Origin of the sequence: Falsiroseomonas oryzae, from assembly GCF_027856955.1 — a bacterium.
Taxonomy (GTDB): domain Bacteria; phylum Pseudomonadota; class Alphaproteobacteria; order Acetobacterales; family Acetobacteraceae; genus Falsiroseomonas; species Falsiroseomonas oryzae.
On record NZ_JAPSMD010000056.1, the window covers coordinates 1 to 20,810 of the forward strand.

The 20,810-nt window shown below is 71.9% G+C and carries 20 protein-coding genes and 1 pseudogene; 7 read left to right on the plus strand and 14 right to left on the minus strand.

Annotated elements, in window-relative coordinates; genetic code table 11:
* From OZN99_RS08400 to OZN99_RS08410, 3 genes are all read left to right on the plus strand, one after another.
* Positions 1-1,204 (plus strand): outer membrane protein assembly factor BamB family protein (locus tag OZN99_RS08400; protein WP_270934756.1); only part of this gene is annotated, 1,204 nt, incomplete at its 5' end.
* A 67-nt stretch (positions 1,205-1,271) separates the two neighbouring features.
* Entirely contained in the window at positions 1,272-2,609 is a 1,338-nt protein-coding gene (gene der / locus OZN99_RS08405) for a ribosome biogenesis GTPase Der (RefSeq protein WP_270934757.1), read from the plus strand.
* Positions 2,610-2,677: 68 nt separating this feature from the next.
* A complete protein-coding gene (locus OZN99_RS08410) occupies positions 2,678-3,169 on the plus strand; it encodes a hypothetical protein (RefSeq protein ID WP_270934758.1) in 492 nt (163 codons plus the stop codon).
* A 578-nt stretch (positions 3,170-3,747) separates the two neighbouring features.
* On the opposite strand, the gene OZN99_RS08415 is transcribed toward OZN99_RS08410, so the two are convergent.
* Positions 3,748-3,993, minus strand: coding sequence for a hypothetical protein (locus OZN99_RS08415; RefSeq protein WP_270934759.1), 246 nt, complete (start codon positions 3,991-3,993; stop codon positions 3,748-3,750).
* A gap of 256 nt (positions 3,994-4,249) precedes the next feature.
* On the opposite strand from OZN99_RS08415, the gene OZN99_RS08420 reads away from it, so the two are divergent.
* The 4 genes from OZN99_RS08420 to OZN99_RS08435 all read left to right on the plus strand — a co-directional run bounded on the left by OZN99_RS08420 (position 4,250) and on the right by OZN99_RS08435 (position 8,695).
* On the plus strand, positions 4,250-5,281 hold the full coding sequence (locus OZN99_RS08420) for an amino acid ABC transporter substrate-binding protein (protein WP_270934760.1): 1,032 nt from the start codon (positions 4,250-4,252) through the stop codon (positions 5,279-5,281).
* Positions 5,282-5,353: 72 nt separating this feature from the next.
* A complete protein-coding gene (locus tag OZN99_RS08425) occupies positions 5,354-6,544 on the plus strand; it encodes an amino acid ABC transporter permease (protein ID WP_270934761.1) in 1,191 nt (396 codons plus the stop codon).
* A gap of 108 nt (positions 6,545-6,652) precedes the next feature.
* On the plus strand, positions 6,653-7,741 hold the full coding sequence (locus tag OZN99_RS08430) for an amino acid ABC transporter permease (RefSeq protein WP_270934762.1): 1,089 nt from the start codon (positions 6,653-6,655) through the stop codon (positions 7,739-7,741).
* Positions 7,742-7,801: 60 nt separating this feature from the next.
* On the plus strand, positions 7,802-8,695 hold the full coding sequence (locus OZN99_RS08435; protein ID WP_270934763.1) for an FkbM family methyltransferase: 894 nt from the start codon (positions 7,802-7,804) through the stop codon (positions 8,693-8,695).
* Positions 8,696-8,705: 10 nt separating this feature from the next.
* Here OZN99_RS08435 and OZN99_RS08440 read toward each other — a convergent pair whose 3' ends face one another.
* The 13 genes and pseudogenes from OZN99_RS08440 to OZN99_RS08500 all read right to left on the minus strand — a co-directional run.
* On the minus strand, positions 8,706-9,458 hold the full coding sequence (locus OZN99_RS08440) for an SDR family NAD(P)-dependent oxidoreductase (RefSeq protein ID WP_270934764.1): 753 nt from the start codon (positions 9,456-9,458) through the stop codon (positions 8,706-8,708).
* Positions 9,455-10,951: an amidophosphoribosyltransferase gene (purF, locus tag OZN99_RS08445; RefSeq protein ID WP_270934765.1), complete on the minus strand. Its 1,497-nt coding sequence runs from the start codon at positions 10,949-10,951 to the stop codon at positions 9,455-9,457. Before purF ends, OZN99_RS08440 begins: the two co-directional genes overlap by 4 nt.
* Before the next feature lie 18 nt (positions 10,952-10,969).
* Entirely contained in the window at positions 10,970-11,581 is a 612-nt protein-coding gene (locus OZN99_RS08450; RefSeq protein WP_270934766.1) for a CvpA family protein, read from the minus strand.
* Between the two features lie 20 nt (positions 11,582-11,601).
* Complete coding sequence (gene radA, locus OZN99_RS08455) at positions 11,602-13,044, minus strand: DNA repair protein RadA (protein ID WP_270934767.1); 1,443 nt, start codon at positions 13,042-13,044, stop codon at positions 11,602-11,604.
* A gap of 72 nt (positions 13,045-13,116) precedes the next feature.
* Positions 13,117-13,896, minus strand: coding sequence for an ABC transporter ATP-binding protein (locus tag OZN99_RS08460; RefSeq protein ID WP_270934768.1), 780 nt, complete (start codon positions 13,894-13,896; stop codon positions 13,117-13,119).
* On the minus strand, positions 13,893-14,678 hold the full coding sequence (locus OZN99_RS08465; protein ID WP_270934769.1) for an MlaE family ABC transporter permease: 786 nt from the start codon (positions 14,676-14,678) through the stop codon (positions 13,893-13,895). The genes OZN99_RS08460 and OZN99_RS08465 overlap by 4 nt, the downstream gene beginning before the upstream one ends.
* A gap of 4 nt (positions 14,679-14,682) precedes the next feature.
* The gene (alr, locus tag OZN99_RS08470) at positions 14,683-15,756 is read right to left on the minus strand and encodes an alanine racemase (RefSeq protein WP_270934770.1); all 1,074 of its coding nucleotides are present in this window, start codon (positions 15,754-15,756) and stop codon (positions 14,683-14,685) included.
* Positions 15,757-17,277, minus strand: coding sequence for a replicative DNA helicase (locus OZN99_RS08475; RefSeq protein WP_270934771.1), 1,521 nt, complete (start codon positions 17,275-17,277; stop codon positions 15,757-15,759).
* 75 nt (positions 17,278-17,352) lie between these two features.
* Complete coding sequence (locus tag OZN99_RS08480) at positions 17,353-18,642, minus strand: SAM-dependent methyltransferase (RefSeq protein ID WP_270934772.1); 1,290 nt, start codon at positions 18,640-18,642, stop codon at positions 17,353-17,355.
* 170 nt (positions 18,643-18,812) lie between these two features.
* On the minus strand, positions 18,813-19,385 hold the full coding sequence (rplI, locus tag OZN99_RS08485; RefSeq protein WP_270934773.1) for a 50S ribosomal protein L9: 573 nt from the start codon (positions 19,383-19,385) through the stop codon (positions 18,813-18,815).
* Between the two features lie 12 nt (positions 19,386-19,397).
* A complete protein-coding gene (locus tag OZN99_RS08490) occupies positions 19,398-20,339 on the minus strand; it encodes a hypothetical protein (RefSeq protein ID WP_270934774.1) in 942 nt (313 codons plus the stop codon).
* A 19-nt stretch (positions 20,340-20,358) separates the two neighbouring features.
* Positions 20,359-20,646 (minus strand): 30S ribosomal protein S18, encoded by a 288-nt coding sequence (gene rpsR, locus OZN99_RS08495; protein ID WP_270934775.1) that lies wholly within the window; start codon positions 20,644-20,646, stop codon positions 20,359-20,361.
* Between the two features lie 6 nt (positions 20,647-20,652).
* Positions 20,653-20,810: pseudogene (locus OZN99_RS08500) on the minus strand (30S ribosomal protein S6); the annotation flags it as partial.

A 20,810-nucleotide genomic window follows, 5' to 3' on the forward strand; every position in this document is an offset into this window, starting at 1 on the left:
GCTGCGGCCGGAGCCGACCCTGGCGCCCGACGCGGAGGCCGAGGCGAGGCCCGTCGAGCTGCCGCCGGCGGAGCCGATCGCCGAGTGGCCGATGGCGGGCGGACCGCCGGGCCATGCCCCCGGCCACGCGGCGCTGGGCGACCGGCCCGCGATCGCTTGGCGCAGTTCCGCCGGCAGCGGCTCCACCTATCGCCAGCGCATCACCGCCGGCCCGATCATCGCGGGCGGGGTCGTCTATGCGGTGGATGCCTGGGGCACCGTCACGGCGCACAGCCTGGCCGATGGCCGGCAGCGCTGGCGCGCCGACACCACGCCGGAGGAGGAGAGCGCGATCGGCCTCGGCGGCGGCGCCGCCTTCGCGGACGGCACGCTCTACGTCGCGACCGGCGCCGGGGAAGTGCTGGCGATGGACCCCGCCAATGGAAGCGTGCGCTGGCGCGTCCGGCTGCCCGCACCGTCCCGCGGCGCGCCGACGGTCGCCGGCGAGCGCATCTACGTGCCCACCACCGAGAACCACCTGCTGGCGCTGTCGGTCGAGGACGGCAGGCGGCTCTGGACCTACCGGGCGGCCGCGCTCACCACCATCCCGCTCGGCCTGCCGGCCCCGGCGGTGGAGGGCGAGTCGGTGGTGGCCGGGTTCGGCTCCGGCGAGCTGGTCGCGATGCGCGCCGCCGATGGCCGCCTGCTCTGGGCCGAGAGCCTCGGCGGCGCGGCCAATACAAGCCTGGCCGACATCATCGGGATCACCGGGCAGCCGGTGATCGACCGTGGCCGCGTGATCGCCGTCGGCCTCGGCAACACCACGATCGCGGTGGACCTGCGCAGCGGCCGGCGGCTCTGGGAGCGGCCGTTCGGCGGCGGCAACGGGCCGGCCGCCGCGGGCGACTGGGTCTTCGCCGTGACGCGCGGCAGCGATGCGGTGGCCTTCGGGCGCGAGGATGGGCGCATCCGCTGGGTGACGGAACTCGACCCCGCCCCGGCCGGGGGGCGCCGCGGCGACCCGCCGCGGTTCGGCGCGCCGCTGGTGGCAGGCGGGCGCATCCTGGTTCCCTCCTCGCGCGGGGAGATCCTGCTGCTCGACCCGGCGGCCGGCGCCATCGTCGGGCGGGTGCCGACCGGCTCCGGCATCACCCTGCCGATGGCAATCGCCGAGGGCACGCTGGTCGCCCTGGCGGATGACGGGACGCTCATCGCGCTGCGCTGACGCGCGCATGGCCGATGCGTGCCGGCGGGCAACGCCCCGCCGCGCGCGGGCATGCTAGGACACCGCCATGCAGCGCATCGCCATCCTCGGCCGCCCCAATGTCGGCAAGTCCACGCTGTTCAACCGGCTGGTCGGCCGCAAGATCGCCATCGTGGACGACACCCCCGGCGTCACCCGCGACCGGAAGGAGGCGGAGGCGATCATCGGGGGCGTCCCCGTGCTGCTGGCGGATACCGCCGGGCTGGAGGAAGCGCCGCCCGACACCATCCCCGGCCGCATGCGCGCCAGTTCCGAGGCGGCGCTGCGCCAGGCCGACCTGGCGATCTTCGTGGTGGACGCCCGTGCCGGCATCACGCCGTCGGACCGCGCCTTCGCCAACTGGCTGCGTCGCGCCGGGCTGCCGGTGATCCTGGTCGCCAACAAGGCCGAAGGCCGGCTCGGCACCCAGATGGCGCTGGAGGCCTATGAGCTCGGCCTGGGCGACCCGCTGCCGGTCAGCGCCGAGCATGGCGAGGGGATCGGCACCCTGCACGACGAGGTGCGCGACCGCCTGGCCGACACCGGGCGCCCCGCCCGCGACGCCGCCGACCGGCCCCTGCGGCTGGCCATCGTCGGCCGCCCCAATGCCGGCAAGTCCACCCTGGTCAACACGTTGCTGGGCGAGGAGCGGATGATCACCGGGCCGGAGCCCGGCCTGACGCGCGATGCCGTGGCGCTGGAGTTCCGCGACGCGGAGGGGCCCATCCGCCTGGTGGACACCGCGGGGATGCGCAAGAAGGCACGCATCGAGCAGAAGCTGGAGCAGATGTCCGTCGCAGCCACTCTCGCCGCGCTCAAGGAAGCCGAGGTGGTGGTGCTGGTGCTCGACGCCCTGCTGGGGATGGACGAGCAGGACCTGCGCATCGCGCGCCTGGCGGAGCGCGAAGGCCGCGCCGTGGTGATCGCGCTCAACAAGTGGGACGCCGTGGAGGACCGCGCCGCGACGCGCCGCCGGCTGGACGACGTGCTGACGGCGAGCCTGGCGCAGTCGAAGGGCGTGGCCGTGGTGCCGATCTCGGCGGCGACCGGCAAGGGCGTCGAGAAGCTGATGCCGACGGTGCGCGAGGTCTATGCGCTGTGGAACCGCCGCGTGCCGACCGGCGAGCTGAACCGCTGGTTCGAGGCGATGAAGGAACGCCACCAGCCGCCGCTGGTGGACGGCAAGCGCATCAAGCTGCGCTACGCCACCATGCCGAAGGCGCGGCCCCCCACCCTCGCGGTCTTCGGCACCCGCGCGGAGCTGCTTCCGGAGGACTACCGGCGCTACCTGGTCAACTCGTTCCGCGACGCCTTCGCCATGCCCGGCGTGCCGATCCGGCTCAACCTGCGCGGCACCGACAACCCCTACGCGGAGGGCGAGGCGTAGGCGCCGCACGCGCCCTCGACAGGACGCCGCCGGCCCCGGCATGCTGCCCGCCGGGGAAGCGAGGCGCGATGGGAACCTTCACCGAGAGCAAGGACACGGCGGCGCCGTTCCAGAAGCTCTACGACGACGAGGTCACACGTCTGCGCGACCTGGTGGAGCGCGGCAAGCTCTTCGTGACGCTCGTCACCGCCTATTTCGCCTTCTTCGCCTTCTCGCTGGAGAAGCTGGCGCTGACGGCGCCGCTCTTCCTGCTGGTGGCGGGCGCGGCGGTGTCGCTGGTGGCCGCGCTGGCCTGCGCGGTGCAGGCGCTGCGCGTCATGTCCTATCGCGGCCAGCCCGACCCGCTGGAGGAGATCGCGGGCTGGGATGCGCGGCCGGTGAGCGACGCGGAGTTCTGGCAGAACCGCATCGTCGCCTTCGCCCTTGCTGCGCGGGAGAATGCGGAGCTGAACAACCAGCGCGGCGGCTGGCTGCGCCAGGCTGCGCACTGGCTGTTGGCCGGCGTCGTGCTGCATGGGATGGCGGTGCTGCTGGCGCTGGCCGGCCGGCTGCCGGCCTGAGGCGAAGCGCAAAGGCGGGAGGCCCGAGGATGACCGGCAGCAAGAGGACGCGTGGCGCGACGCCGCCAAGCAAGGCCGGGGAACCCGCCGAGGCTCCGCCCGTGCCCCCCGCGCCCCCGAAGCCGAGCTACAGCGACAAGATCAAGGAGATCGCGGGCAAGATGAACGCCTCGACACGCGCCCTGACGCAGACGGACCGCGACCAGGAATAGGTCCGCCGGCGCTTCACGCAAGCCGCGGCGGCGCCGACGCCGCGAAGTCGGCCTGCGGCCGGCGCCGCCGGCACCCATGCGCATCTCCGGCTGGTTGCCGGGCTTCGGCAAGACGCGAAGACGAGGGGCCCACCCATGTCCGACCGGGAACGAAAGCGTGACGCGACACCGCCGAGCCGGCTCGAAGAGCCCCCCGCCGACCGACCCGTGCACCTGATGCCATCGAAACCGAGCTATGGCAGCAAGATCGAGGAGATCGGGAAGAAGATGCGGGACGTGATGCGACACATTCATCGCATCACCCGCAGGTAGAACTCATCACGCGGCTGGCGCGGCGGGGCTATCCGCCGCCCGCCGCGGGGCACCTCAACCCCGATCGCCCTTGAGCAGCGTCGCCAGGCGCGCCGCGCCGACCATGCTCTCGATCGCCGCACCCGGCGCGCTGAGCACGACGCAGGCGGCCAGGATGGCCGAGCGCCAGTCGCCGCCCTGATCCAGCACGAAGAAGGGGGCCGCCAAGCCTGCGGCGAGCAGCAGGCCGAAAGGTGCCTCCGCCTGCCACCATGGCAGCGGCTCCCGCCGCATCGGCCTTCGCATCTCGGAACGTCGCACGGGCGCTCTTGTCTCCGCCGGGCCCAACGCACCGCCGGGCGAAAAGCTTCCCACTGCGCCCAAGGTGCAGGCAAGCGGATTCGCGGTTGCGCAAGGGGCACGAAAGCGACTGGCGCTTTCGCGGGCACCACGGTTCGAGAATTGCCCAATTCTGTTCCCGAGATTGCGCTCTTGCAATTTTCTCACGACATTGCGATGTGCGCCGCGCGACGCGGCCCGTCCCGCGGGTCGCCGGGAGACGAGGGAGACAAGGGTAATGAAGTGGAAGATGCTCGCCGCGGCCGCGGCGGCCTTCATGACGTTCGGTGTGGGCGAGGCGCTTGCCGGCCGCGACCTCGACCAGATCCGCCAGCGCGGCACCCTGCGCTGCGGCGTCCAGGGCCCGTCCAACCCCGGCTTCGGCGTCCCCGACAGCCAGGGGCGCTGGGGCGGCTTCAACGTCGAGATCTGCCGCGCCATCGCGATCACGATCTTCGGCGACCCCAACCGCGTGGAGTTCGTCCCCGTCACCACGCAGAGCCGCTTCCCGGCGCTGTCGGCGGGCGAGGTGGACGTGCTCTCCAACAACACCACGTGGACGCTGACGCGCGACACCAACGTCAACCGCTTCAACCAGCCCGCCATCACCTTCTATGACGGCCAGGCGCTGATGGTGCCGCGCCGCCTGAACGTGACCAGCGCGCGCCAGCTGAACGGCGCGACGGTCTGCGTGCAGCCCGGCACCACCACCGAGCTGAACATCGCGGACTTCTTCCGCGCCAACAACCTGCGCTTCACGCCGGTGGTGATCGCCGACCTCGACGAGATCCGCCGCGCCTACGACAGCGGCCGCTGCGACGTCTTCACCAACGACTTCGCCGCGCTCGCCGCCCAGCGCACCCTGCTGACCCGCCCGGCCGACCACGTCATCCTGCCCGAGCGCCTGTCGAAGGAGCCGCTGGCCGTGACGCTGCGCCAGGGCGACGAGGAGCTGACCAACATCGTCGCCTGGACCACCTTCGCCCTGATCGACGCCGAAGAGCTCGGCATCACCCAGGCGAATGTCGAGCAGATCGCGACCACCTCCACCAACCCGGTGATCCGCCGCCTGCTCGGCGTCGAGGGCAACATGGGCGAGAGCCTGGGCGCGGCGCGCCCCGACTATGTCCGCCAGATCATCCGCACCTTCGGCAACTACGGCGAGATCTTCGAGCGCCACCTCGGCGTGAACACGCCGCTGGGCCTCGAGCGCGGCATGAACAACATCTGGACCCGCGGCGGCCTGCTCTACGCCCCGCCGGCCCGCTGAACCGGTGGCGTGCCGCGCCGGTCGCCCGGCGCGGCACGCCCGCCTTCTCGACCTTCCCGCAGGACAGGCCGCATGAGCAGCACGACCTCCGTCGCGATGCCGCCCACGCGCGGTCTCATCCCGCTGCCCGGCGGCTTCACCCGGCGCGGCCTTCTCATCCAGCTCGGGCTGCTGGTCGCGGTAATCGGGCTGGGCTGGTGGTTCTGGTCCAACGCCCAGGCCAACATGGCCGCGCGCGGCCTGCAGTTCGGCTACGGCTTCCTGGACCGCTCCGCCGGCATCCCCATCGGCGAAAGCATCATCGACTACACGCCCGCCGACACCTATCGCCGGGCGCTGACCGTGGGCCTGCTGAACACGCTGCGGGTCGCCATCGTCGGCATCGCGCTCTGCACCGTCCTCGGCATCCTGCTCGGCCTCGCGCGGCTGTCCTCGAACCCGCTGCTCCGCTCGCTCGTCGGCGGCTACATCGAGGTGATCCGCAACACCCCGCTGGTGCTGCAGCTGGTGTTCTGGCACGCGGTGATGCTGCAGCTGCCCTCCGTCCGGCAGGCGCTGAACCCGCTGCCCGGCGTGTTCCTTTCCCAGCGCGGCATGAAGATCCCGGCGCTGTCCGCGGATGCGTCGCTCTATCTGTTCCTCGCGGCCATGGCCGCCGGCGCCGTCGGCTGGTGGCTGCTGCTGCGCCGGGAGCGCGCGCGGCAGGTCGCCACCGGCCAGCGCCGCCCGACAGTTCTGCCGGGCCTCGCCATGCTGTTCGGCTTCCCGGCGCTTGGCATGCTGGCCGGCTTCGTCCCGACGGTGGACTGGCCGGAACTGGCCGGCTTCAACTTCGAGGGCGGGCTGACGCTGTCGCCCGAGTTCTTCGCCCTGCTGGTCGGGCTGGTCGTCTATACCTCGGCCTTCATCGCAGAGATCGTCCGCAGCGGCATCCAGAGCGTGCACAAGGGCCAGTGGGAAGCCGCCCATGCGCTGGGACTGCCCGGCGGGAAGATCATGCGCCTGGTGATCCTGCCGCAGGCGCTCCGCGTCATCATCCCGCCGCTCACCTCGCAATACCTGAACCTGACGAAGAACAGCTCGCTCGCCGTCGTCATCGGCTATCCGGACCTGGTCAGCGTGGCCAACACCTCGATCAACCAGACTGGCCAGGCGATCGAGGTGATCAGCATCTTCATGGCCGTCTACCTGCTGATCAGCCTCGTCACCTCCGCCCTGATGAACTGGTACAACGCGCGCGTCGCGCTGCTGAAGGAGCGCTGAGATGCACGCCGCCCGTGGCGCCGGCTGCCGCGCGTCGTCAGTCGGCCCAGCGCGTTTCACCTGCGGCGAAACACGACGCGCGCGTCGCGCTGCTGAAGGAGCGCTGAGATGAGCGCGACCACGCTGCCCGCCGCCCCGCCGCGCGGCCCCTCCTTCGCCGAACGCGCCACGGGCTTCCTGCGCGCCTGCTTCGCCGGGCCGGTGAACAGCGCCATCACGCTGGCCTGCCTCGGCGTGCTGTGGCTCGCCGTGCCGCCCTTCTGGACCTGGGCGGTCACCAACGCCACGCTCTACGGCACTGCGCAGGATTGCCGCGCCGCGGGTGGCGCCTGCTGGGCCTTCGTGCGGGAGAAGTTCTGGTTCTCCATCTTCGGCCTCTACCCCTTCGAGGAACGGTGGCGGCCGGCGACGATGATCGTCATCCTGGTCGCGATGGTGGTGCTCTCCACCATCCGCCGCTTCTGGGGCCGCTGGCTGCTGCTGGGCTGGGCGGTCGCCGCGCCGACGATGTGGATCCTGATGCAGGGCGGCGTCTTCGGCCTCAGCTTCGTGCAGACCCGCCAATGGGGCGGCCTGACCATCACCGGCATCATCGCGGTCTATGGCCTCGCGCTCGGCTATCCGCTGGCGATCCTGCTGGCGCTCGGCCGGCGCAGCGAGCTGACGCTGGTCCGCTGGTTCTGCACCGCCATCATCGAATGCGTGCGGGGCGTGCCGCTGATCAGCCTGCTCTTCATGGCGGCGATCATGCTGCCGCTGTTCATGCCGCAGGGCGTGACGATCGACCGGCTGGCGCGCGTGCTCGTCGCCTACACGCTGTTCACCGCCGCCTACATGGCGGAGGTGGTGCGCGGCGGCCTGCAGGCCATGCCGCGCGGCCAGTACGAGGCGGCCGACGCGATCGGCCTGTCCTACTGGAAGAAGATGCGACTGGTGATCCTGCCGCAAGCCCTGACCATCACCATCCCCGCCCAGGTCAACACGTTCATCGGCCTGTTCAAGGACACCACCCTGGTCGTAGTGATCGGCGTGTTCGACTTCTTTACGACGCTCCGCGCCGCGCTCGGCGACCCGAACTGGCTCGGCTTTCCGACCGAGGCCTACCTCTTCGCCGCCGGCGTCTACTTTCTGTTGTGCTTCGCGATGAGCCGCTACTCCATGTCGCTGGAGCGGTCGCTGAAACCGGGAGGCCGGTAGCGCGGTTGCCGCGGACCCGCCCGGGTCCTAGCCTTCGCCGCGATGAGCGGATTGCGGGACATGCTGGGCCGGCGCGCCCAGGCCGGCGGCCAGGCGGCGCCCGGCTCGCTGCTGAGCCTGGAGGAGCTGCGCGAGGCCGGCCGCCGCGGCGCACAGGAGGCGATCCGCGCGCGCTGCCAGGCGGTGACGCTGGACCAGCACACCGTGCTCTGCCGCGTGCTCGGTCGCCACAAGATGCTGGTGGATAGCCGCGACCTCGGCCTTGCGCCGCATCTGCTGCTGGACGGCTACTGGGAGTTCTGGTGCACGCGCTTCATGCTGGAGCGCATCCGCCCCGGCCAGGTGGCCTGGGACGTCGGCGCCAACCTCGGCTACTATGCGCTGCTGATGGCCGACCTGGTCGGGCCCGGCGGCCGCGTGCTGGCGCTGGAGCCGAATCCGCGTCTCGCGCTGCTCTGCGAACGCTCCCTCTCGCTCAACGGCTTCGCCGACAGGGCCGAGGTCCGGCGGCTGGCGGCAGCCGCGCGGAACGACGCCACGCTGCGCTTCCGCGCCACGCTGTCGGACCCCAAGAACGGCAGGCTGCTGCCGGACGGCACGCCGCCGCCCGGCCCGGAGGAGGAAGCCGACACGCTCGACATCGCCGTCCGCAGCATCCGCCTGGACGACGCCGGCGAGGGCCCCGCGCACTTCGTCAAGATCGACGTCGAGGGCGCGGAGGAAGCGGTCTGGGCCGGGATGCAGGGCCTGCTGGACCGCAGCCCCGCCATCACCGTGCTGATGGAGTTCAACGCCTTCCGCTGCGCCGCGCCGCAGGACACGCTGGCGGCGATCGCCGCGCGCTTCCCGCTGCGCGAGCTCGGCCTGGACTGCCAGGTGCGCCCCGTCGCGATCGCGCAGATACTGCCGCGGCGGGAGGACACGCTGCTGGTGCTGACACGGGGCGAGGCGTAGGGCCCGCGGCTCAGCCCGCGGTGGGGATCGCGTCTGCCGGCGCCATGGGCGCGATCTCCACCCGCGCCGCATGGCGGGTTTCAGCCGGCAGGCACAGCGCCGCGATGCCGGGAGCGACATCCTCGGGCCGCGGCAGCGTTGCCGGATCCTCGCCGGGCATCGCGGTGGCGCGCATCCGCGTCGCCACGACACCGGGATCGGCCAGGTTCACGCGCAGCCGCGTCGTCACGACTTCCTGCGCCCAGGTCAGCACCAGGTGCTCCATGCCGGCCTTGGTCGCGCCGTAGAGGCCCCAATAGGCCTTCGGCCGCTGCACGCGGCCGGTGGTGACGAATACCGCACGGCCGGCATCGGAAGCCCGCAGCGGCGGGTCGCAGCTGCGGATCAGCCGCCAGGCTGCGGTGAGGTTCACGCCCACCGTCTCGGCCCAGTCCTTCGGCTCGATATGCGCCACGGGCGTCAGCTTGTTCAGCGTGCCGGCATTGTGGACCAGGATATCCAGCCGCCCGAACCGCTCCATGATGGAGGGCCCGAGCATGTCGAGTTCCTTCTCCTGCCGCTGCAGGTCGAAGGGCAGCAGCGTGGCGCCACGGCCCGTGGCGGCGCGGATCGCGTCGTCCGTCTCCTCCAGCCCGCCCTGGGTGCGCGCCACCAGCACGCATTGTGCGCCGAGCCGCGCCAGCTCCACCGCCAGCGCGGCGCCGATGCCGCGCGACGCGCCGGTGACCAGCGCGACGCGATCCTGCAGCGGAAGCGTGCTCACGGGGCGGCAGCCTGCAGCAGCGAGACCGGCCGCTCCGCATTGTCGCGGAGGTCTACCAGCGGGATGGCGTAGTCGCCGGTGAAGCAGGCGTCGCAATAGCCGGGCTGCGCCGCGTCGCGCCCCGGCCGACCGAGCGCGCGGTAGAGTCCGTCCAGCGAGATGAAGGCCAGGCTGTCGGCGCCGATGATCTTTGCCATCTCCTCGACGTCGTGCTTCGCGGCGAGCAGCTTGCTGCGCTCAGGCGTGTCGATGCCGTAGAAGCAGGAATGCGTCGTCGGCGGGGAGGAGATGCGCATGTGCACCTCGGTCGCGCCCGCGGCGCGCACCATCTCCACGATCTTCCGGCTGGTCGTGCCGCGCACGATCGAATCGTCCACCAGCACCACGCGCTTGCCCTCGAGCACCGCGCGGTTGGCGCTGTGCTTCAGCTTCACGCCGAGGTGGCGGATGTGGTCGGTGGGCTCGATGAAGGTGCGGCCGACGTAATGGTTGCGGATGATGCCGAGCTCATACGGGATGCCGGCCTCATGCGCGTAGCCCATCGCCGCGGGCACGCCGGAATCGGGCACCGGCACGATCACGTCGGCGGCCACGCCGCTCTCGCGCGCCAGCTCGGCCCCGATGCGCTTGCGCGTCTCGTAGACGGGCGTGCCCTCCACGGTGGAGTCGGGGCGCGCGAAGTAGATGTACTCGAAGATGCAGAAGCGGCTGGGCTGCGCCGCGAAGGGCTTGGTGGAGTGCAGCCCGGCTTCGTCGATCACCACGATCTCGCCCGGCTCCACGTCGCGCAGGAACTCGGCGCCGACGATGTCGAGCGCGCAGGTCTCCGACGCCAGCACATAGGCACCGCCCGGGCCGCCGGCCGGCAGCTTGCCGATCACCAGCGGCCGCACGCCCAGCGGGTCGCGCGCCCCGATCAGCGCGCCGTTGTGCAGCGCCACCAGGCTGTAGGCGCCCTGCACCTGCTTCAGCGCGTCGATCAGCCGGTCGGTGACGGTGGAGTACAGGCTGATGGCGATGAGGTGGATGAACACCTCGGAGTCTGTGGTGGACTGGAAGAGGCAGCCGCGGCGCACCAGCGCGCGCTTCAGCGTGTGCGCATTGGTCAGGTTGCCGTTGTGCGCCACGGCGAAGCCGCCGAACTCGAAATCGGCATAGAGCGGCTGCACGTTGCGCAGCGCCGTCTCGCCGGTGGTGGCGTAGCGGTTGTGGCCGACGGCGGCGCGGCCGGGCAGCCCCGCGATTACCGCGGCGTCGCCGAAATTGTCGCCGACCAGGCCGCGACCCTTGTGGGCGTGGAAAATGCCGGCGCCGGTCTCCATCGAGACGATGCCCGCCGCTTCCTGTCCGCGGTGCTGCAGCGCGTGCAGGCCGAGCGCGGTCAGCGCCGCCGCGTCGGCGCTGCCCCACACGCCGACCACGCCGCACTCCTCGTGCGGCTTGTCGTCCTGCAGGGATGCGGACTCCGCATCCGCCAGGTCCCAGGGTGTCACGTGATGCATCGCGGTCCTTCAGGTCCGGCTGCGGGCAGGCGGGCGCAGCAGCTGGTCCAGGCTCGGGTCCTGCCGGCCGGCCGCAGGCAGGGCCGGACGGAAATCGGCGGGCAACTGGCTGACCGCCCACTGCGCGCCGTCGGCGACCAGCGGCAGGCTGCGGGCCTGCCGGACCTCCTCGGGCCAACGCGCCGTGTCGGGCATTGCCAAGCCACCCACGATATAGGCGAGCACGACGACGAACGCACCCCTGGCCAGGCCGAAGACGAAGCCCAGCGCCCGGTCCACGCCGCCCAGCGCGGAACGCTGCACCTTCCCGGCGACCCAGTGGATCAGGATCTTGAGGACGATCAGCACCACCAGGAACACGGCGCCGACGGCGATCCCGGTGGCCAGCCAGTCCGGCTGCACGTATTGCGCGGCGATCGGCCGGGTGGCGGGCTCGGCCAGGATGCCGGCCACGATGGCGCCGGCCCAGGCGCCGATGCCCAGCACCTCACGGACCATCCCGCGAAAATAGGCCAGCCCTGCCGAGAGCAGCAGCACCGCCAGGACCACGCCATCGACCCAGGTCATCGCGGGGCGCGTATAGCGGGCGGGCGGCGGGGTGTCGAATTCACCACGGGACACGGGCATGCCTGCCAGCGCATTCACGCGGGTGTGGCCGCGCCCCGCGCTGCCTCGGGCGCAGCGCCCTCCTTCTTCCGCTTCACCGTCCCCGCCGCGAACTCAGCCACCAGATCGGCCAGGTGCCCGGCCTCCTTCAGCTTCAGGCCCGGCACCGCCGCCAGCGGCGCCGAGCCGCGGGCGACACGGCGCGGCAGCGTCGCGGACTCGAAGCCCAGTTTCTTCGCCTCCCGCAACCTCGCCTCGGCCTGCGCCACCTGGCGCACCTCGCCCGAGAGGCCGACCTCGCCGAAATAGACCATGCCGGGGTCGGTCGGGCGGTCGGTCGCGGCGCTGACCAGCGCCGCCGCTACCGCCAGGTCCGCGGCCGGTTCCTGGATACGCAGGCCGCCGGCGACGTTGAGGTAGACGTCGTTCATCCCGAGACCCATGCCGCAGCGCGCCTCCAGCACCGCGAGCAGCATGGAGAGCCGACCTGAATCCCACCCCACCACCTGCCGGCGGGGCGAGCCGCCGGCCGAGGGTGAGAGCAGGCACTGCACCTCCACCAGCACCGGCCGCGTGCCCTCGATGCCCGCGAAGACCGCGCTGCCGGAGACGTTGCCGCGCCGCTCCGCCAGGAACAGGGCGGAGGGGTTCGCCACTTCCACCAGCCCGCCCTCGGTCATCTCGAAGACGCCGATCTCGTCGGTGGCGCCGAAGCGGTTCTTCACCGCGCGCAGGATGCGGAACTGGTGGCCGCGGTCGCCTTCGAAATGCAGCGTGGCGTCCACCATATGCTCCAGCACGCGCGGCCCGGCCAGCGTGCCCTCCTTCGTCACATGCCCCACCAGCACCAGCGCGAAGCCGCGGGTCTTGGCCAGGCGGATCAGCTCGGCCGCGCAGGCGCGCACCTGGCTGACCGTGCCGGGCGCCGAATCCAGGGCGTCGAGCCAGACGGTCTGGATCGAATCCATCACGACCAGCGTCGCCTCGGCCTCGCCCTCCAGCCCCGCCGCGATGTCCCGCAGGCTGGTCGCGGCCGCCAGGCCGAGCGGGGACTTCGCCAGGCCGAGCCGCGCCGCACGCAGCCGCACCTGCTCCACCGCCTCCTCCCCCGAGACGTAGAGCGCCCGCCGTCCGCCCGCCGCGATCCGCGCCGCCGCCTGCAGCATGATGGTGGACTTGCCGATCCCGGGATCACCGCCGACCAGCACGGCCGAGCCCGGCACGAAGCCGCCGCCCAGCACCCGGTCGAGCTCCGCGATGCCGGTCAGCAGCCGCGCGGGCGGGGCCGACTTGCCCTCCAGACCCACGAATTCCAGCCGGCGCCCCCCCGCCGCCTTGGCCGCAGGGCCGGGGCCGCGCGCCTCCGTCACCTCCTCGACCAGCGTGTTCCACTCGCCGCAGGCATCGCAGCGGCCCTGCCATTTCGGCGCGACGGCGCCGCAGGCCTGGCAGACGAAGCGGGTGCGGTCCTTGGCCAAGCCAGCACTTCCTGAAGAACGGGACGGGAACAGACCGTCAGATAGCCCGCCGGGGCCACGCAGCGGAAGAGGCTACCTGCGCAGCTCCATCTGGATCGGCCCTTCCCGCTCACCCTTGGCGAACTGGTCCACCAGTGCGTTCCCCGTCGCGCCCAGCGTCGCCGCGGCGCCGGTCCAGACGATCTTCCCCTTGTGGATCATCGCCGCATCGTCGCCGATGCGCCGCGCGCTCGCCATGTCGTGCGTGATGCTGACGGCAGTTGCGCCCAGCCGCTTCACGCAATCCACGATCAGCCCATCGATCACCGCGCCCATGATCGGGTCCAGCCCCGTCGTCGGCTCGTCGAAGAAGATGATGTCGGGCTCGGCCGCGATGGCGCGGGCCAGGCCGACGCGCTTCTGCATGCCGCCCGACAGCTCGGCGGGCGAGAGGTCGCCGACGCTCGCGGCCAGGCCGACCTGCGCCAGCACCTCGGCCGCCTTGTCGCGCGCAGCGCGGCGGGTGATGCGGCGCTGCGCCAGCAGCTTGAAGCAGACATTTTCCCAGACCGGCAGGCTGTCGAACAGCGCACCGTTCTGGAACAGCATGCCGATGCGGTCGTTCAGCGCCTCGCGCTCGCGCCGCGTCAGCTTGGACAGGTCCTGCCCGTCCACCTCGATCAGCCCGGCATCCGGCTGGATCAGGCCGAGGATGCATTTGAGCGTCACGGACTTGCCCGAGCCCGACCCGCCCAGGATCACCATCGAGTGGCCGGCGCGGATGTCCAGGTCCACGCCGTCCAGCACCACCTTCGGCCCGAACGCCTTGGCCAGCCCACGCAGCCGGATCTTCGGAGTCGTCCCCCCGCTCATCGGCTGAACATCATCGCCGTCAGCACGTAGTCGCTGGCCAGGATGAGAATGGAGCTGCTGACCACTGCCGCCGTCGTCGCCCGTCCCACGCCCTGCGCGCCGCCGCCTGAATTGTAGCCGCACCAGCAGCCCATCAGCGTGACGATGAAGCCGAAGACCGCGGCCTTGATCAGGCCGGAGACGACGTCCCAGGTCTCCAGGAAGTCGAAGGTCGCCTTGAGGTAGGCGCCGGAGGCGAAGCCGAGCTGTTGCGTGCCGATCAGCCAGCCGCCCATCACGCCCAGGATGTCCGCCACCACCACCAGCAGCGGCAGCGCCAGCGTCCCGGCCAGCAGCCGCGGCGCGACGAGGTACTTCATCGGGTTGGTGGACAGGGTGGTCAGCGCGTCGATCTGGTCGGTGACACGCATCGTGCCGATCTCGGCCGCGAAGGCTGCGCCGATGCGGCCTGCCACCATCAGCCCCGCCAGCACCGGGCCGAGCTCACGCGTGATGGACAGCACGACGACATTCGCCACCGCCCCTTCGGCGTTGAAGCGGGCGAAGCCGGTGTAGGATTGCAGCGCCAGCACCATGCCGGTGAAGACCGCGGTCAGCGCCACCACCGGCAGGCTGAACCAGGCGATCTCCACGAAGGCCCTCAGGAACAGGCGGCCGTAGAAGGGCGGTCGCAGCAGGTGCAGCAGCGCCTCCGCGGCGAAGAGCGCGACCGCGCCGGCGCCGCGCAGCACGAGGATGGCAGCGCGGCCGAGGCCGGCAGTCAGGTCAAGGGCGCGGTCCAAGGCGTCAGGCTTCCTGGTAGGCGCGATGGTAGCGCCGCCCCAGCGAGGTCAGGATCTCGTAGCCGATCGTGCCGCAACGCGCGGCGATGTCGTCGGGCGTGTTGCCGTCGCCGCCGATCAGCGCGAGGCGGTCGCCCGGGCGCGCCTGCTCGATGTCGGTCACGTCGAAGGTCGTCAGGTCCATGGATACCCGGCCCACCAGCGGCGCCTGCCGCCCATGCAGCAGCCCGAAGGACCGGCCGGACAGCGCGCGAAGGTAGCCATCGGCATAGCCAGCGGCAACGGTGGCGATCCGGCGCGGTTCCCTCGCCGTCCAGGAGGCGCCGTAGCCTACTGTGTCGCCTTCTGCGATCTCGCGCACCTGCAGAACTTCCGCCTCGACGCGGACCACCTGGCGCATCGGGTTGGGCGCGCCGGGGGTGGGGTTGATGCCGTAGAGGGCGCAGCCCGGCCGCGCGAGGTCGGAGCGGAAGGCCTCGCCCAGGAAGATGCCGGAGGAATTGGCGAAGCTGCGCTTCACCCCCGGGGCGATGCGCGAGACAGCGGCGGCGAAGCGCGCAGCCTGCACGGCGTTCATCGGGTGATCCGGCTCGTCCGCGCAGGCCAGGTGGGTCATGACGAAGCGCAGCGTGAGGCCGCGCAGCCGGGCCGCGTCCTCCGCAAGCGCCGCCTGTTCCCGCGCATCCAGGCCAAGGCGTGACATGCCGGTGTCGAGGTGCAGCACCGCCGCGCTGCCCGCCGCGGCATGGGCCGCGACGTCGCCTAGGTGGTTCAGCACCGGGATCAGCCGGGCATCGCCGTCCGCGCCAGGCGGGAAGCCGTCCAGCACCACGATCTCCGACCCCGCCCCCAGCGTCGCCCGCAGCGCCAGCCCCTCGGTCAGGTGGGCGACGAAGAAGGTGCCGCAGCCGGCGTTGCGCAGCGCGCGCGCGACCGGGCCGGCGCCCAGGCCGTAGGCGTCGGCCTTGACCACGCCCGCCACCGGCGCGCCATGCCGCGCGCCGAGGTCGCGCCAGTTGGCGACGATGGCGGGAAGGTCGATGCGCAGGACGGCCTGGCCGGGAGCGACGGGGGTCACCTAGTCCCCGTATCCTCCGTCATGCTGCGTGTCGAGGTCGCCGAAGCGGGTGAACTCGCCCTCGAAGAACAGCTTGATGGTGCCGGTCGGGCCATGGCGCTGCTTGGCGATGATCAGCTCCGCCTTGTTGTGTGCCTCCTCCATGTCCTTCTGCCACTTCTCGAGCGCGGCGGAGAACTTCTCGGAGTTGTCGAAGGTCATCTCCTTCGGCTGGCGCTGCGCCAGGTAGTACTCGTCGCGGTAGATGAACATGACCATGTCGGCGTCCTGCTCGATCGAGCCGGATTCGCGCAGGTCCGACAGCTGCGGCCGCTTGTCCTCCCGGCTCTCGACTTGGCGGGAGAGCTGGGACAGCGCGATCACGGGCACCGACAGCTCCTTGGCGATCGCCTTCAGCCCCTGGGTGATCATGCTGATCTCCAGCACGCGCGATTCCGGCCGCGTGCCGGCGGCCGGGCGCATCAGCTGCAGGTAGTCCACCACGATCAGGTCCAGCCCCTTGGTGCGCTGCAGGCGGCGGCAGCGCGTGCGCAGCGCGCTGATGGTGATGGCGGGCGTGTCGTCGATGAACAGCGGCAGGCCGGCGAGTTCCCGGCTGACCTCCACGAAGCGGTCGAAGTCGCGCTGGGCGATGTCGCCGCGCCGGATGCGGTCGCCGGAGATGCGCGATTCCTCGGCGAGAAGGCGGGTGGCCAGCTGGTCGCAGCTCATCTCCAGCGAGAAGATCGCGACGCCGCCGCGCGGCACCGCGTTGGGATCGGCCTCGCGCGCCTTGCGCAGCACCGCGCGCGCCGCGCCGAAGGCGACCTTCGTGGCCAGCGCGGTCTTGCCCATGCCCGGCCGCCCCGCGAGGATCACGAGGTCCGACTTGTGCAGCCCGCCCGTCTTCCGGTCCAGGTCGCGCAGCCCGGAGGACAGGCCGGACACGCCGCCGGGATTCGAGAAGGCGGCGGCCGCGTGGTTCACCGCGGTGGCCAGCGCGCGCTCGAAGGAGACGAAGCCGCCCTCGCTGCCGTTGTCCTTCGCCAGGTCGAACAGGTTCTGCTCGGCGGCTTCCAGCTGCTGGCGCGCATCCAGCTCCGGCTCGGCGCCGAACGCGCGGTTCACCACCGTCTCGCCCACGTCGATCAGCTGCCGGCGCAGCCAGCAGTCGTGGACGACGCGGCCGTACTCGCCGGCGTTGATCACGCCGACCATGGCCGAGAGCAGCTGTGCTAGATAGGCGGGGCCGCCCACCTCGTCGAGCAGGCCATTGTGCTCGAACTCGGCGCGCAACGTCACCGCATCGGCCAGCTGCCCGGCCTCGATGCGGCGCTGGATGGCGGCGAAGATGCGGCCATGGACGGGGTCGGCGAAATGCTCGGCGGCGAGGAACTCGCCGACGCGTTCATACGCCTTGTTGTTCGCCAGCAGCGCGCCAAGCAGCGCCTGCTCGGCTTCCAGGTTGGCCGGCGGCAGGCGCTGCGACAGGCCGAACAGCCCCTCGCCGCTCGATGTACCGCCCGGGCCGAAGGTGTTCATGCGGACAGTCTAGCCCAGGCGGCGAGTCGCCGCCTCCCCCCCGCGCCTGGGGATAGGTGTGGATAGCGGGGAGCGTCACTCCGCGGCGACTCGCAACGCCGGGTGGGGCGCGCGCTCCGCCTCGGCCATCCAGTCGCGGGTCAGCGGCAGCGCGTGCTTGCTGCGCGTCAGCTGCACCTGCCAGTTCATGTGATCGCCATGGCGGAAGGTGTATTCGCAGCCCGCCAGGTAGAACTCGAACATGCGGCAGAACCGCTCGTCGTAGAGGGCGGCGATCGCGGCGCGATTGGCGGCGAAGCGACGGCGCCATTCGGCGATGGTGAAGGCGTAGTGCAACCGCAGGATCTCGAGGTCGGTCATCCAGAGGCCGGACCGCTCGATCGCCGGCACCACCTCCGACAGGGCGGGCGAATAGCCGCCGGGGAAGATGTATTTCGCCAACCAGGGATTGGTGTTGCAGGGCCCGCCGGCGCGGCCGATGGCATGCACCAGGGCCACGCCATCCGGCTTCAGCGCGTCGTGCAGCGTGCGGAAGAAGGTGCCGTAGTTGCCGATGCCGACATGCTCGAACATGCCGACGGAGACGATGCGGTCCACCGGGCGGTCCCAGGCACGGTAGTCCATCAGCTCGAAGCGGACGCGGTCGGCCAGGCCGGCCTCGGCGGCCCGGCGCCGCGCCTCGGCCAGCTGCTCCTCGGACAGCGTGATGCCGGTGACGCGGCAGCCCCAGTCGCGCGCGAGGTGCAGAGCCATCCCGCCCCAGCCGCAGCCGACGTCCAGCACCTCCAGCCCGGGGCGGTCCAGCCGGAGCTTGGCGGCGATGTGGCGCTTCTTCAGCGCCTGCGCCTCCTCCAGCGTCTCCGACCCGGTCGGGAAGAAGGCGCAGGAATACTGGCGGTCGGAATCGAGGAAGAGGGCGTAGAGCTGCCCGTTCAGATCGTAGTGGTGGGCGACGTTGTCCCGCGCGCTTCGCACGACCTTCCCCCGCGCGCTCCGCGCGACGTTCCCCTTCGCCCGTGCGGCCGGGTTCAGCTGGTCGAGCCGCCGCCGGGCCTGGCGGAGCAGGGCGAGCAGCCCCTCCACGGGATGCCGGCCGCCCTTCCACTGGTTCAGCACCAGCACCTCGACGACGTCGCCGATGGTGCAGCCCTCCGGCTCGATGGCGCCGTCCATGTAGAGCTCGCCGAAAGCCAGCGCCGGGTTCAGCACCAGGCGGCGCGTCGCGGCGGCGTCGCGGATCCGGAAGGCGGCCCGCGGCCCGGGCGCCTGCCCGTAACGGGCGTGCTTCCCGTCGGCATGGCGCACCACCAGGCTACCGTGCACGACCAGCCGGCCGAGCGCGGCGTGGAGCAGTCGCTGGAACATCGCGCACCCCTCCTGCCGGGGGCGCCTTTCTCGCTCGAAACCGCCCCCGTTGCGGGACGATTAAGGAACTCCGCCGGGCCGTTTCCACCCGGAACCGAAACGCGAAAGGCGGGCGCGGGGCACAAGGCCCGCGCCCGCCTTCCGGCAGAGCGACAACCGAAAGTGGCGGATCAGCGATCCATCGCGGAGCCGAGCTCGGCGAGCTCGGCGGCCAGCTCGGCCTCCAGGCTCTCCGCCTCGGACTGCTCGGCGGCGCGGATGTCCTCGCCGCGGGCCTGCTTCTCGGCTTCTTCCTGGCTGCGCGCCACGTTCACGCCGACGGGGATCACCACCTCCGGGTGCAGCTCGACGCGCACCTGGATGATGCCCGTGGTCTTGATCGGCTGCTCCAGCAGCACCTGGCTGCGGTCCACGGTCAGGCCGCCCTGCGCCTTGCAGGCATCGGCGATGTCGCGCGAGGTGACGGAGCCGTAGAGGCTGCCGCTCTCGCCCGCGGCGCGGATGATGACGACCGACAGGCCATAGACGCGCTCGGCGACGCGCTCGGCCTCCTCGCGGCGCTTCAGGTTCTGCGCCTCGAGCTGGGCGCGCTCCTTCTCGAAGCGGGCCAGGTTGTCCTTGCTGGCGCGGATCGCCTTGCCCTGCGGGAGCAGGTAGTTGCGGGCGTAGCCGGGGCGGACCTTCACGCGCTCGCCCATCTGGCCGAGCTTCTCGACCCGCTGCATCAGGATGACTTCGATCATGACACGACCGTTCTAGCTGCGGGACGGCGGCGCGCCGCGGCCCCTGGTTCTGAGGAGGAGGTCGAAGGCACCGTAGCCCGCGACCGCGAGGGAAGCAGGAAGGAAGAGCACCACCAGCGCGACATAGACCGCGCCGAGCACCAGCGGGCGCTCGCCCCGGCCCAGCGTGCGCGTATGCAGCACCGCCAGGCCGTGCAGCATCAGCGGCACCAGCAGGACCAGCAGCAGGGAGAGCGGAACGGCATCCGCCCCCGTCTCCGCGGCCAGCCAGAAGCCCAGCGCCAGCGCCGGCAGCGCGGCATACCAGCCGGGCAGGCGCGCGCTGCTCCAGGCCGGCGCCGGTGCGACCCCGGCTCGTGCCAGGAGCCAGCCCGCGACCCAGCCATTGGCCAGCAGCGCCAGGGCCAACCAGAAGCCGATCGCCGCCGCCTTCACCCGCACGATGTCGGCGACGAAGGCCGCCGAGGCCGGGAGGTCGAAACGACGCAGCCCGGTCTCGGCCAGGGCGCGCAACACGCCGTCCATCCCGCCCGGCATGTCGGAGAGCCACCAGGCCGCCAGCAGGATGCCGCCGGCCGGCAGCAGGCCCAGCAGGGCCAGCGGCAGGCCGAGCCCCCGGCGCGACGCCGCCACCAGCAGCAGGGCCGGGATGCCGAAGGCGAGCAGGAACAGCCACACCCCGGCCAGGCTGCCGGCCAGCCAGACCACGCCCGCCGCCACCACCAGCGCCAGCATGGCCGCGCCGGCGCCGAAGCCCATGCCGGCCATCAGCACCGGCAGCGGCGCGGCCCAGAAGGTCACGAGGCCGAGCGGCAGTCCACGGAAGGCCCAGAGCGCGAGGCACGCCGCAGCCAGCCCGCCCGCCAGGCCGGCGAGCAGGCGCGCATCGGCGAAGAAGCCACCGGCCTGCGGCCGGTCGCCCCCCTCCTCCGTCCCGGTCCCGTCGGTCGGCATGGCGCGCCCGGACGCCGGATCAGTCGTTGATGACGTACGGCAGCAGGGCCAGGAAGCGCGCGCGCTTGATGGCCAGGGCCAACTCGCGCTGCTTCTTCGCGCTCACCGCCGTGATGCGGCTCGGCACGATCTTCCCGCGCTCCGAGAGGAAGCGGGAGAGCAGGCGGACGTCCTTGTAGTCGATCTTCGGCGCGTTCGGGCCGGAGAACGGGCAGGACTTCTTGCGCCGGTAGAAGGGCCGGCGGGCGCCGACGGCCGGGCGGCGCCCGGCGGGGTTCGACGAGGTCTCTTCGATACGGTCGGACATCTCAGATCACTCCCCGTCCATGCCCACATCGAGCTCCTCGCGCGGGCGCGCGCGGAATTCCTCGCGGTCGTCGCGCTCGCGGCCACCGGTCCGGCCCGAGCCGAAGCGGCCGGCCGGGCGCGGGCCGCGGAAGCCGCGCTCGCGCTCGCGATCCTCGCCGCGGC